Origin of the sequence: Bifidobacterium cuniculi (genome assembly GCF_000741575.1) — a bacterium.
GTDB lineage: Bacteria > Actinomycetota > Actinomycetes > Actinomycetales > Bifidobacteriaceae > Bifidobacterium > Bifidobacterium cuniculi.
Genome location: NZ_JGYV01000001.1, coordinates 361549 through 375391 on the forward strand (window position 1 = coordinate 361549; position 13843 = coordinate 375391).

A 13843-nucleotide genomic window follows, 5' to 3' on the forward strand; every position below is an offset into this window, starting at 1 on the left:
GAGGGCTCATGGCAGAGCAGGATGAACCGCAGACGCAGCAGGAAGCGACACCCGGGGCGCAGGAGCGGCATGCCCCGACCGTGGTCGTCGCCGAGGACGAATCCGTCAACCGCATGGACCTGGTGGCTATGCTCGAGGACAATGGCTACGACGTCGTAGGCCAGGCGGCCAACGGTGAGGAAGCCATCGCGCTGACTCGCGAACTGAAGCCCGACGTGGTCTGCATGGATGTGAAGATGCCACATATGGATGGCATTACCGCCGCCAGCGTGATCTGCGACGAGAACCTGGCTCCGGTGGTCATGCTCACCGCATTCTCCCAGGCCGACCTCGTCAAGCAGGCAATCGGCGCAGGAGCCATGGCATATGTGACCAAGCCCTACGAGGAGTCGAAGCTTCTGCCGGCCTTGGCCGTGGCCATGGGACGTTTTGCGGAAATCAACGACCTGTTGGATAGCGTCGAACGTGGCGAACAGGCATTGGCCGAGACCCAGGAACAGCTCAAGGACGCCGAGGCCAAGCTCAAGAAGACCCAGGACACCCTCGAGGAGCGCAAGTTGGTGGACCGCGCCAAGGGACTGCTCATGGACAAGGCGAACTTCTCCGAGCAGGGAGCGTTCCGCTGGATCCAGAAGACATCCATGGACCAGCGCATCCCCAAGAAGCGCCTGGCGATGGCCATCATCGAGAAGTACGGCGACGAGCCTGCCGGCGAACCGGACGAACAGTAACAAGGACAGTCAAGGCCGGGGCGGCCGTACACGATGTGGCACTCCCCGGCACTTATGGAACAAGACGACGGAAGGTGCGGAAGGTGGCTTCTCAGGGAACATTGCTGGTAGTGGACGGCCACTCATTGGCCTTCCGGGCCTTCTACGCCCTTCCCGTGGACAACTTCACCACCAGTGACGGCCAGCCCACGAATGCCGTATACGGGTTCCTGACCATGCTGTCCCAGGTCATCGAGACGGAACGGCCCGACCATCTCGGCATAGCCTTCGACGTCAAGGGAGGTACATTCCGCAACGAGTTGCTCACCCAGTACAAAGGCACTCGCGAAGCGGCACCCGAGGAGCTGCTCAGCCAGCTGCCGCTCATCCAGGATGCCCTCAAGGCGCTCGGCGTGACCTATGTCGAGAAGCCGGGATACGAGGGAGACGACGTCATCGCCACCCTTGCGACCATGGGCGAGACGGCAGGGTACCGGACCTTGGTCCTGTCCGGTGACCGTGATGCCTTCCAGCTCATCGACCGTGACATCACCGTACTGTATCCGGGATACCACTTCAAGGAACTCAGGCACATGACGCCTGAGGCGGTGGAGGAGAAGTACCATGTGACGCCGGCACAGTACCCCGACTTGGCGGCATTGCGGGGCGAGACGGCTGACAACATCCCCGGCGTGCCAGGCGTCGGCGACGGGTTCGCTGCGAAATGGATCAACCAGTACGGTTCGCTCGAGGGCATCATCGAGCATGCCGACGACATCAAGGGCAAGAAGGGAGAAGCCCTCCGCGAGCACATCGACCAGGTCAAGCTCAACCGCAAGGTCAACGCCTTGGTCCGCGACCTCGACCTGGACGTCACGATCCAGGACCTGACGTTCGGTACGGTGCACCCAGCCGATGTGGAAAGCCTGTTCTCCACGCTGCAATTCGGGTCCAGGACACGCAAGAAACTGCTGCAGACCTTCAACGACGCCCCGGTAGCCGAGTATGCGTTGCCGGAGACCGCAAGTTCCGGCGCCATCGACGATCCGATGGTGGATGCCGTCGACTCCCCGGCCTCGCTGGAGGCATGGGTGCAGCAACATTGCCCGGTCCCTGCCTCATATGAGTCGGCTCCCGATGCCTCCCTCAACGTGGTGGGGGAGTTCCATCGCGAGACCACGCAATGTACGCAGGCAGTCGAACAATCCTGGACGCTCGTGGCGGACGGGAGCGCCAAGCCGGGGCATGTCCGCATCGACCGCATGGCGCTCATGGCGGATGGACACGCCATATGCGTGGATCCTCACGACGGGACCCTGCAGGCGATGCTCCAGCGCGTGCTGGACATGCATGCATCGACCTTGGTGGTGCACGGCTACAAGGAACATGCGCACATGCTCGCGGCAGCCGGTCTGCACCTGCCCATGGTCCTGTTCGACACGCACTTGGCGGGCTATCTCATGGAACCCGATTTCCAGGGCGATTCAATCCAGGAGTGCGCCGAGCATTTCCTCGACGTCGAGGTGGAATCGTCGGACGACACTTCGCAGGGAACGCTTGACCTCGGGGATGACACCGATGGCGGTGATGCAGGGGGCCGATGCATCCGCCTGGCCGCCTATGTCACGGCCTTGGGCCATTGCCTGGCGCCTCTCATCGAGGAACACCGCCAGTATCCGCTGTTGCGCGACATCGAGTTGCCGACATCCCGTGTCCTGTTCCTGATGGAACGGACCGGCGCAGCCGTGGACCGCAGCCGCATGCAGGGGCTCTACGACCAGTTCGCCGTCGAGTCGGAACAGATGAAGCAACTGGCCCAGGAAGCAGCCGGCCACGAGATCAACATGGGCAGCCCCAAGCAGGTGGGCACCGTCTTGTTCGAGGAGATGGGGCTGGAACCCACCAAGAAGACCAAGAAGGGGTCCTACAGCACCAATGCTGCCGCCTTGCAGACGCTGTTCGAGCGTTCCGAGGAAGGCAGCCGGGACAATCGGTTCCTGGGGGCGCTCCTGCGTCATCGGGAGACCAACAAGCTCCAGCAGATCGTGCGCACCCTGCTGGATGCCATCAACCCTGCCGACGGCCGCATCCACACCACGTTCACGCAGACCGTGACGACCACGGGACGGCTCAGTTCGGTGGACCCGAACCTGCAGAACATCCCGAACCGCAATGCGGACGGCCGTGAGATCCGTTCGGGGTTCATTCCGGGGGAGGGCTTCGAATCCCTGCTCAGCGCCGACTATTCACAAGTCGAGTTGCGCATCATGGCCGAGTTGTCCGGCGACGAGGCCCTGATCGAAGCGTTCCGTTCCGGTGCGGATTTCCACCGGTACGTGGCAGGACTGGTATTCGGCATACCGGCTGAGGAGGTCAGCGCCGACCAGCGGAGCCACGTCAAGGCCATGAGCTACGGGTTGGCCTACGGCCTGAGCACGTATGGGCTCAGCCAGCAACTGGGGGTCTCTACCCGTGAGGCCAACGACCTCAAGAACCAGTACTTCCAGACCTTCGGCAAGGTACATGACTACCTGGAAACCCTGGTGTCGAACGCGCGCAAGACCGGCTACACGGAGACGATCTTCGGACGGCGCCGCTACTTCCCGCAGCTGCGTTCCCTCAACCGCACGGCCCGCGACGCCGCCGAACGTGGCGCGCTCAATGCGCCCATCCAGGGATCGGCAGCAGACATCATGAAGATCGCGATGATCCGGGCCCAGCGCGCGCTCGACGACAGGCGCTTGCACAGCCGCATCGCATTGCAGATCCATGACGAACTCGTCGTGGAAATCGCGACCGGCGAGCAGGAAGTCGTGGTTCCTCTCGTCAAGGACGCCATGGAACATGCCGTACACCTGGCAGTGCCCCTTGACGTCTCCACGGGCGTCGGCCCCAATTGGCAGGCTGCTGCACACTGACACGGCCTGCTCCGAGCGAGACATGAAAGGGAAATGACCTATGGCGAACCTCAAACAGGTCGTGGACATACTTGAGACGCTGTATCCGCTGCGCTATGCCGAAGAGTGGGACCATCCGGGCCTCATCGTAGGCGATCTGGAGGATTCCGTGCAATCCATCGTCTTCGCCGCCGACCCGACGATGGACGTGGTGCAGCGCGCCGTCGGCGGGGGAGCGGATCTGCTCGTCACCCACCATCCGCTGTTCTTCCGATCCGTGCATGAAGTCTCCGGCATGGGGTTCCGCGGCCGCATCGTGCGCATGCTCAACGAGGTACATTGTGGCCTGTGGGTCGGCCATACCAACGCGGATGCCGCATGGCGGGGCGTCGGCATGGCGGCCGCCGACGGCTTCGGCCTGGTCGACCAGACGCCGCTCCAGCCCATCGCCGATCCTTCCTACGCGCATCCCGTAGGCCTGGGCAGGGTAGGGCGATTGCCCGAGCCCATGACGCTGCGGTCCTTCGCCCACGTGGTCGCGGAAGCATTGCCCGCCACCAACCTGGGCGTCCAGGTTGCCGGAGACCTCGATGCCATGGTGGAGACAGTCGCGGTGATGCCCGGTTCCGGTGACTCCATGTTCCCCGAGATCAATGCACTGGGCGTCGATGTCTACGTCACCAGTGACCTGCGTCACCATCCCGCCACCGACGAACTGCAGCAGGCTGCCTATGAGGCTTTCCTGCGTGCCAAGGGGATCATGGTGGGACATGGCGATGCACATATGCGTCCCGCCCTCATCAATACGCCGCACAGCGCCATTGAATCGATGTGGTTCGCCTATGCCATGCATGACGTGCCGGATGCCGTGCAAATGGCGACAGGTGACCGGCCCGAAGTGCATTGGGACAAGACCAATACCGACCCATGGGACATGGTCGTCGGCAGCAACGCTACGGCAGGAAGGACAGAGGGACGTGGCATCGAACGACCTGCATGAGATCACGTGGAAAGGCGACGACCTGAACATGGAAGTGCCCGCGCGCATCCTCTCCGATGTCACCGAGTACACGGGGGCGATCTTCAGCGTCCACGAACGGCGTATCGCCCTGACGCACAGGAACGGCGACCGCACGGTCATCACCCGCCAGGTGATCGAGCACGCGCCGTGCGTGGTCATGCTCGTGCACGATGCCGCTGCCGACCGATACCTCGTCGAGCGGGAGTACCGTGCCGGTTCCGGCATCTACGCCTACGGGTTGCCGGCCGGCCTCATCGACGCCCATGAGCCGCCGCAGCATGCGGCCTTGCGTGAATTGCGAGAGGAAACCGGTGTCGTCCCCGACGGAACACCCCGGATCGACCATGTCGGCGACTGCTATTCGTCGGAAGGCATGACCGACGAGCTTGCACACATCAGCGTCATCCACCTCGACGGATGGCATCATGCACCCACCGAATTCGACCCGGACGAGCATGTCGAATCCGCCTGGGTCAGTTGGCGGGAACTCAAGAGGATGCCCATCACGGCCTCCAATTCGATCATCGCAATCCAGCACGAGGAGCTGCGTCGGCTGCGCGAACGCCTTGACTGACACCGTCGCCTATGATACGCATGGCGAAACGAACAGGTGTATGCCATACTGGAACATATGCAGACAAGACCTGGATCCATGTATCCCCTTGGCGCCACCTATGACGGCGCCGGCGTGAATTTCGCAATGTTCTCCAAGATGGCCCAGAAGGTGGAACTGTGCCTCTTCGATGACGAAGACAACGAGACCCGCATCGAATTGACGGAGCAGAACTCCTATGTCTGGCACATCTACGTCCCGGGAATCCAGCCGGGACAGCGCTACGGATACCGCGTATACGGCCCATACAACCCGAACAACGGTGAATGGTGCAACCCCAACAAGCTCCTCCTCGACCCCTATGCCAAGGCCATCGAGGGCAACGTGGACGGCGACGAGAGCCTCTATTCATACTGGTTCAACGACGCGGACAACCCCGGCAACCTCAACGACCTCGACTCGGCAGCCCACACCATGAAATCGGCGGTCATCAACCCCTTCTTCGACTGGGGCAACGACCAGCATCCCTTCATCCCCTATTCCGACTCCGTGATCTATGAGGCACACGTCCGGGGCATGACGAACCTCAACAAGCACGTGCCGCCGGAAATCCGGGGCACCTATGCCGGACTGGCGCACCCAAGCGTCATCTCCTACCTCAAGTCACTGGGTGTGACGGCCATCGAACTCATGCCCATCCACCAGTTCGTCAACGACCCCTTCCTCCAGGAGAAGGGACTCAACAACTACTGGGGATACAACACCATCGGTTTCTTCGCCCCCCACAACGCCTACTCAAGTTCAGGCCAACGAGGCGAACAGGTCAACGAATTCCGCTCCATGGTCAAGCAGTTCCATGCGGCCGGCATCGAGGTCATCCTCGACGTGGTCTACAACCATACCGCGGAAGGCAACCACATGGGCCCCACGCTGAGCTTCAAGGGCATCGACAACGTGTCCTACTACCGTCTCGTGGACAACGACCCCCTGCACTATTTCGACACCACCGGAACCGGCAATTCCCTGCTCATGCGTTCACCCCAGGCGCTGCAGCTGATCACCGACTCGTTGCGCTACTGGGTGCAGGAAATGCACGTCGACGGTTTCCGCTTCGACTTGGCGGCCACACTCGCACGACAGTTCCAGGAAGTCGACAAGCTGTCGGCATTCTTCGACATCGTGCAGCAGGATCCCATCATCAGCCGCGTCAAGCTCATCGCCGAACCCTGGGACCTGGGATCCGGCGGCTACCAAGTCGGCGGCTTCCCCCCGAACTGGTCGGAATGGAACGGTCACTTCCGCGACTGCGTGCGCGATTTCTGGCGCTCGCAGCCGTCCACGCTGCCCGAGTTCGCCAGCCGCATCATGGGCAGCTCCGACCTGTACCAGCACAATGGACGCAAGCCGGTCGCCTCGATCAATTTCGTCACCGCGCATGACGGCTTCACCATGAACGACCTGGTGAGCTACAACAACAAGCACAACGAGGCCAACGGGGAAGACAACCGCGACGGCGAGAGCAACAACCGCTCCTGGAACTGCGGGGTGGAAGGCCCCACCACGATCCGTGACGTCAACGAACTGCGCCACCGCCAGATGCGCAACATGTTCTCCACGCTCCTGTTCAGCCAAGGCATCCCCATGATCTGCGGCGGCGACGAGGTCGCGCGCACGCAGCTGGGCAACAACAACGGGTACTGCCAGGACAACGAACTCTCCTGGACCCATTGGGAACTTGAGGACTACCAGCAGGACATGCTGGACTTCGTCTCGAAGCTCGTGCACATGCGCCTCGAACATCCCGTCCTGCACCGGCGGCGCTTCTTCACCGGACGCGACGGCGACATGCAACCGGACCAGCTTCCACAGGTGGAATGGTTCGATTATAAAGGCACGATCATGGACATGGACGCATGGTCCAACACGCACGCCTTTTCGATCATGGTGTTCCTTAACGGCAATGACATTCCCGAGGCGGATTGGTACGGCAATCGGATGGTCGACAACGACTTCATCCTCATCTTCAATGCCCATTACGAGCCCATCATGTTCACATTGCCGGATGAGCAATACGGGCGTCGGTGGAAGCTGGTGGTGGACACCCACAACCCCAAGGGTCCCGAACTCAACTACGAGGCAGGTTTCGCCATCACGGCGCAGTCACGCAGCTTCCTGCTCCTCATGAGCGATGACAAGCGAGACCGCGAGGACAGGAAGTACTGACGGACATGCAGACGGTACCCATGCCAAGAGGCATGGGTACCGTCCGTCTCTGGGATGCCATGGTCATTGCATCCAGCGCAGCCTGCGATCCGCTGCAACACGGCAGGCCAGGAAGGAGCCGGATTGTAGGCAATTGTCACCCAGTGTTACCATGAATCCCTGCAGCGGAAAAACCGGGAAGACGAAAAGGGTGGAACTCCAAGGAAAGAAGTCGGGCCGACAGGATTTGAACCTGCGACATCCTGCTCCCAAAGCAGGCGCGCTACCAAACTGCGCTACGGCCCGATATGCCTGCGGGCGGAAAACCGTCACAAGGCACAAGCCATCACTATAGCATAAGCTAGGTAGCGTCCGCAAATCATCGAGAAGACAGCCAGGAAGGGCACCCCCATGAAGAGACACCAGAACGCCGAGGCCGCAGGACTGATCTCCTTCCTGGTCTGTGGATGCATAGGCGGTACCGGCACCTGGCTCTACATGCAGCTTGCCCCGGCCCTCATGCAGCTGATGCAGCGCCGGTTCATCGCCAGCTCGGCGATCATCGCGGCATGCGGCATGGTGTCGTTCATCGTCGGCTATGTCCATGCCTCCATCACTTCTTTTTCGACGCGCTCGGGGTGGGTGGTCATCCTGAGGCGCGCAGTGGAGATCGTCGCCTTGGCGATGGTCTATGCCGCCACCTTGTTCGTCACGTCGTTCCTCGTGTTCTCCGTGGTGAACCTGCTGATGGGCCATGCCTTGTTCAGCACGTACCTGGTCGCAGTGAGTGCATCGCTTGCGGGCATGGGCGGATACCTGACCTTCGTGCAGGCCGAGCTCATGGACGCCAAGACCCTTGCGTCCCTGCTGTTCGTCTTCGTGCTCTCGGGCGTGGGAACCGCCTGCGTGACCAATGACAACACGGGTTGGTACAACAACAACTTCTCGCAGTTGGGCGACCGTACGACCTTTGCCGCCACAATGTTCAACGTCACCTTGATCCTCGGCGGCATCTGCGTCATGATCATCAGCTACTTCGCCCTGACCGAGCTGGCCACTACCTACAAGGTGACCGATGCCGACGGTTCGGTCACCATCCGTCATATCCATACCCGGTACCACATTCCCCGCTTCAGGACACGCTTGGCCATCATGGGCACCCTCCTGTTCCTGTGCGGATTGGCCTTCGTCGGCATCGGAACCTTCCGCTACACGCCGCATCCTTTCCTTCATGACCTCTTTGCGCGTACCATGGCCCTGTGGATGGGACTGCTGATTCTCGGATTGCCATGGTGGGCGCCCCAGCTGTCCAATGCATTCTATGTCGTGTCCGATGTGTGCGCCTTGGTGGTGGTGTTCCTAGGAGTGGCATGGCTGCGTGGCATGACGCCGTTGACGAACGTGGAGGCTGCCTGCGGCTTGATGTTCCTCGGTTGGTTCATCGTATTCTGCCGGCAGATCGCAGCCATCGAGGCCGACCGTATCCAGCAGCAGATAGCCGAGCGGCAGCCGATGGATGCGGCGATGGTACGGCAGTTGGTGGGGCAACGTGAGCAGGAGGAATTCGACCCCGTACTTTCCACCACCCATAATCCTGTCTACGACGCAAGCGACATGGTCACCGGCTCCCGGCCATGAGCCGAACATCGGAATCGTCCCAGTTCTGGGGCGGTCATTACCATGGAGGACATGACACAAGCAGATCTTTGGCCGGCTCCGACGGCTACAGGCCGGCTGGACGCCGTCGTGGCCGTTCCCGGCAGCAAGTCACTTTCCAACCGATATCTTGTCCTGGCGGCCATGGGGAACAAGCCCGTGGACATCCTTGGCCTGTTGCGGTCACGGGACACCGAACTGATGATGGACGCCCTGCGTGCATTGGGCGTGATCTGCGCGGTGGATGGGCAGGATCCCGCCCACGTGACGGTGACACCGCCAGTCGATGGCGTCTTCAACGGGGACGTGGACATATACTGCGGGTTGGCGGGCACCGTGATGCGCTTCGTGCCGCCGATGGCCCTCTATGCCGACGGGCCTGTGCGTTTCGACGGCGATGGGCAGGCGTACCAGCGTCCCATGGGACCACTGCTGGACGGCCTGGAACAACTCGGTGCACGCATCGTGTACGAAGGAGAGGCCGGGCATTTGCCGTTCACGGTGTTTCCGCCCGCCAGCTTCCCGGAGAATCCCCATGGGGAAGCTGCACAGGTGCGTATCGACTCGTCAAGCTCCTCCCAGTTCGTCTCGGGGCTCTTGCTGGCGGCATCGCGATTGCCTGACGGCGTGACCCTGCGTCATGAGGGACACAGCCTGCCCAGCATGCCGCATATCCGTATGACCATGGAGGACATCGCCTTTGCCGGGGGTTCGGTGACGTTCGAAGCGCCGGCGACGTGGCGGCTCCGTCACCGTTCCCTGCAGCTGCCCTCGTCGGTGACGGTGGAACCTGACCTGTCGAATGCCGCGCCGTTCCTGGGTGCCGCATTGATTGCCGGAGGCTCGGTCAGCGTCCCGCATTGGCCGGCGCACACGACGCAGCCTGGAGGCTTGCTGCCGATGATGCTTCGCGCCTTCGGCGCCGAGGTCTCCCTTGACGGGATGGACGTGACGGATGCGGATGCCCTGTCCACGTTGGACGACCACCACGCAGGGGTGCTGACGGTACGGGGTACCGGTGCAATCCATGGATTGGGGGAATACGATCTGTCGGCGGCGGGTGAGATCGCCCCGAGCATTGCCGCCATCGCCGTCTTTGCGGATCGTCCCAGTTCCCTAGTGGGAATCGGCCATCTGCGTGGCCATGAGACGGACCGCCTGCATGCCTTGGTCACCGAGATCGAGCGTGTCGGATCGCGGGCCAGTGAACTGGCTGATGGCATCGCCATCGATCCGGTGCCGGACAGTGGCCTCCACGGTGCCGTGATGGAGACCTATGCCGATCATCGCATGGCGACGTTCGCCGCGATGCTGGGCCTGCGCATTCCCGGCATCGAAGTGGTGGATGTGCAGACCACTCGCAAGACCATTCCTGACTTCACCGGCATGTGGCAGGCCATGCTGGACCAGAATGCCCCTGCATAGAGACGTGGACCGGGATGTGTGAGGGCCCCTTTCCCCAGCCTGCAGGCTGGGGAAAGGGGCCCTCACACATCGTCATGCATACGTGGTGGCAATCACTTCACCTGGTTGCCGTATGTATCCTCGCCCTTGTCGGCGATAACTGCGGAACGGCGCGCGATGGCGAGTTCCTCGTTGGTGGGGTAGACCACGATCGTCACGGAGGAGTCGGGAGTGGAGATGACACGCGGCTCCTTGGAACGGGTGTCGTTCTTCTCCATGTCGAGCTTGACTCCGAAGGGCTCGAGTTTCTCGCACACCATGCGACGCACGATCTCGTCGTTCTCGCCGACGCCGGCGGTGAAGGTCAGCGCGTCCAGGCCGCCCAGCTGTGCGGCGTAGGCGCCGATGTAGCTGACGATGCGATGCACGTAGACATCGAGTGCCAGCTTGGCGTTCTCGTCGCCTTCCGCGATGAGGCGATGAACCTCGCGCATGTCGCCGAAGCCGGTCATGCCCATCATGCCGGACTTCTTGTTGAACAGGTCATCGAGCTCGTCGACGTCCATGTTGGCGTTGCGGATGAGGTGGAAGACCGCGGCGGGATCGATGTCACCGGTACGGGAACCCATGACGAGGCCCTCGAGCGGGGTCAGGCCCATGGAGGTCTCGATCGGCTTGCCGTTGAGCTCGGCGGAAGCGGAGGCGCCGTTGCCGATGTGCAGGACGATCTGCTTGAAGTCCTTGGGGTCCTTGCCCAGGAACTCGGGTACCTGGGAGGAAACGAACCAGTGGGAGGTGCCGTGTGCGCCGTAACGACGGATCTTGTACTTGTCGGCGACTTCCTTGTTGAGTGCGTAGGTGCTGGCAGCCTTCGGCAGCTGCTGGAAGAAGGAGGAATCGAAGACGAACACCTGCGGCACTTCGGGAAGGAGTTCGCGCATGACCTCGGCGCCCTTGGCCTCCGGACCGTTGTGCAGCGGGGCAAGCACGGCCAGTTCCTCGACCTTGGCGATGGTGTCGTTGGTCACCAGTGCCGGATCGGGGAAGATGTCGCCACCCTGCACGACACGATGGCCGACGGCCACGATGCCGGCTTCGTCCAGGTTGGGGCCATACTCCTCGAAGAAGCCGAGGACACGCTTGAGGCCCTGCTCGTGGTTGTCGATCTTCTCCTCGAGCTCGTGCTTCTCGCCATTGTATTCGTACTTGTAATGGCCGTCGATCGGTTCGCCGATCTTCTCGACGAGGCCGGAGGCGAGGCCTTCGCCGGTCTCCAGGTCCACGAGCTGGTACTTGATCGAGCTCGATCCGGAATTGATGACAAGGACGGTTTTCGCCATGTGGGCTTCCTCCATTGGTGTAGGTTTGCCGTCGAAGGGCGGCATGATTTCCAACTACGTAGACTACTCGCGGTTTGCTACAAAACGTTTGCCGGCGACACGATTCCCTCGGAATCGTGTCGCCGGGGGAGAGGTGTCGCCGGCAAACGGCGTCAGTCCTGCTGTGCCTCGATGGCAGTGAGGGCAATCGTGTTGATGATGTCCTGGACGAGGGCCCCGCGGCTCAGGTCGTTGACCGGCTTGTTGAGGCCCTGCAGGATGGGGCCGATGGCCAAGGCGCCGGAGGAGCGCTGCACGGCCTTGTAGCAGATGTTGCCGGAATCCAAGTCAGGGAACACGAATACGGAGACACGACCCGCCACTGGATTGCCGGGTGCCTTGACGTTGGCGACTTCCGGCGACCATGCCGCATCGAACTGGATGGGCCCCACCAGTTCGAGGTCCGGTTCCTTGTCACGCACGATGGCGGTGGCCTCGTCGACGAGGTCGACATCCGGTCCCTTGCCCGATCCCAGGGTGGAGTAGGAGAGCATGCCGACCCTGGGATCGATGGAGAAGGCACGTGCCGTATGGGCGGACTGGACGGCAATGTCGGCCAACTGCTCGGGGTTCGGATCCAGGTTGATGGCGCAGTCCGCGAATACGGAGACATGGTCCTTCAGGCACATGAGGAAGGCGCCGGAGACGGAGGAGACACCGGGCTTGGTCTTGATGAGCTGGAGTGCGGGACGTACCGTGTTCGCGGTGGAGCTGATGGCTCCGGAGACCAGGCCATCAGCCAGGCCGAGGACAACGAGCATGGTACCGAAGTAGTTGGCATCGCGCAGGGTCTTGCGGGCCACGTCCGGGGTCATGCCCTTCTTGGCACGGATTTCGCACAGCTTGTCCACCATGCGCCCGAGTATCTGTTCGTCGTCCATGGACTGGAAGGTCGCCTTGTCCAGTGCCTTGAGGCCAAGTTTGGCGCCCCGTGCGAGGATTTCGTCGCGTTCCCCGATGATGGTGAGATCCACCACGCCGGAGTCGAGAAGGTAGTTCGCGGCGGAGATGATGCGGTCGTCCTGGCCTTCCGGCAGGACGATGGTCTTGCGGTTGCGCTTGGCACGGGCCAGCAAATCGTATTGGAAGGCGTAAGGCGTGGTCGGGGGAAGGAAGGGGGCATCCAACAGCTTGACCAGGTCTTCGTCCTTGACATGTGCACGGAAGGAGGCGATGGCATCCTTTGATGCGGTATGCTCGAGATTGATGAACGGCACCGTCCAGACGGGGACTTCATGGTCCTTGAAGGTCTCCTGCAGAGAAATGCATTGGTTTTCGTCGCATCCCGTGATGAACACGCCGATGACCTTGGTGCCTGCCTTGGTGATGACCTCCTCGCAGGTCTCGATGGTTTCGCGCACTTCGTCCGGTGTGCGATGCAGCGTGCATACCGTCAGCAGGACCGGCGCCTGCAGGTCGGCCGATACGTCGGCATTGAAGGTGAAGCGTTCGGGATCGCCGACATTGCTGCGGTCGGATCCGACGATGATGCGCAGCTCGGGGGCGATGCGCGCATTGGTGTCGACGAACTTGGCCACGATCTGCTCGCGGGCCTTCTCCTTGTCGAGCCGTGCATCCCGAAGAGTCACGCCGATTGCTTGCTCACGCGTCTGATGGGCGGATGCGAATTCGAGCAGTAGGTCCGTGAAGGTTTCCGTCGGCGATACGGCGGGGCGGAACACACTGGTCGTGCGATGTTCGGAAAGGACGTCGACGATGCCCAAGGCCACGGCATTGCGTCCGTTGCCTGGTTCCGGGCTGATGATGCTGACGTTCTTCAGGCTCACATTGGCTCCTTTGGTAGATGTGGCAGATGGCACAGGCAAGACCGATGGACAGGATGGTCACGCCGGCGTGCACAAGCCCCTATTGTACGCGTCCGTATATCCGCACCACACCGGCAAGGGCTGGGTTCAGGCAGGATGTGACGAAGCCCACATACAGGAAAGGACCCCGCACATTCGCACGGGGTCCTTTCCTGTCGGCCTATCGGATGATGGCAACCGTCAGGGACGGGCAGT

Annotated in this window: 9 protein-coding genes and 1 tRNA gene; 7 read left to right on the forward strand and 3 right to left on the reverse strand. The window is 61.8% G+C overall.

Annotated features, from left to right (window positions below):
• Positions 1–8: 8 nt before the first annotated feature.
• The 5 genes from BCUN_RS01615 (at position 9) to glgX (ending at position 7404) form a co-directional block, all read left to right on the forward strand.
• On the forward strand, positions 9–731 hold the full coding sequence (locus BCUN_RS01615) for an ANTAR domain-containing response regulator (protein WP_051920457.1): 723 nt from the start codon (positions 9–11) through the stop codon (positions 729–731).
• Positions 732–805: 74 nt separating this feature from the next.
• Positions 806–3628, forward strand: a complete 2823-nt coding sequence (polA, locus tag BCUN_RS01620; protein WP_033517500.1) for a DNA polymerase I — start codon at positions 806–808, stop codon at positions 3626–3628.
• Positions 3629–3668: 40 nt separating this feature from the next.
• Positions 3669–4607: a Nif3-like dinuclear metal center hexameric protein gene (locus BCUN_RS01625; RefSeq protein WP_051920459.1), complete on the forward strand. Its 939-nt coding sequence runs from the start codon at positions 3669–3671 to the stop codon at positions 4605–4607.
• Between the two features lie 28 nt (positions 4608–4635).
• Complete coding sequence (locus BCUN_RS01630; RefSeq protein WP_152598178.1) at positions 4636–5202, forward strand: NUDIX hydrolase; 567 nt, start codon at positions 4636–4638, stop codon at positions 5200–5202.
• 78 nt (positions 5203–5280) lie between these two features.
• Positions 5281–7404, forward strand: a complete 2124-nt coding sequence (gene glgX / locus BCUN_RS01635; RefSeq protein WP_033517504.1) for a glycogen debranching protein GlgX — start codon at positions 5281–5283, stop codon at positions 7402–7404.
• A 211-nt stretch (positions 7405–7615) separates the two neighbouring features.
• On the opposite strand, the gene BCUN_RS01640 is transcribed toward glgX, so the two are convergent.
• Positions 7616–7689, reverse strand: a tRNA-Pro gene (locus tag BCUN_RS01640).
• A 105-nt stretch (positions 7690–7794) separates the two neighbouring features.
• Here BCUN_RS01640 and BCUN_RS01645 point away from each other — a divergent pair.
• Both BCUN_RS01645 and aroA read left to right on the forward strand, forming a co-directional pair.
• A complete protein-coding gene (locus BCUN_RS01645; protein WP_051920461.1) occupies positions 7795–9021 on the forward strand; it encodes a hypothetical protein in 1227 nt (408 codons plus the stop codon).
• Between the two features lie 42 nt (positions 9022–9063).
• Entirely contained in the window at positions 9064–10464 is a 1401-nt protein-coding gene (gene aroA, locus BCUN_RS01650; protein WP_420796458.1) for a 3-phosphoshikimate 1-carboxyvinyltransferase, read from the forward strand.
• A 92-nt stretch (positions 10465–10556) separates the two neighbouring features.
• Here aroA and BCUN_RS01655 read toward each other — a convergent pair whose 3' ends face one another.
• The gene (locus BCUN_RS01655; protein ID WP_033516396.1) at positions 10557–11783 is read right to left on the reverse strand and encodes an acetate/propionate family kinase; all 1227 of its coding nucleotides are present in this window, start codon (positions 11781–11783) and stop codon (positions 10557–10559) included.
• A 152-nt stretch (positions 11784–11935) separates the two neighbouring features.
• On the reverse strand, positions 11936–13609 hold the full coding sequence (gene pta / locus BCUN_RS01660; RefSeq protein WP_033516397.1) for a phosphate acetyltransferase: 1674 nt from the start codon (positions 13607–13609) through the stop codon (positions 11936–11938).
• Positions 13610–13843 lie beyond the last annotated feature (234 nt).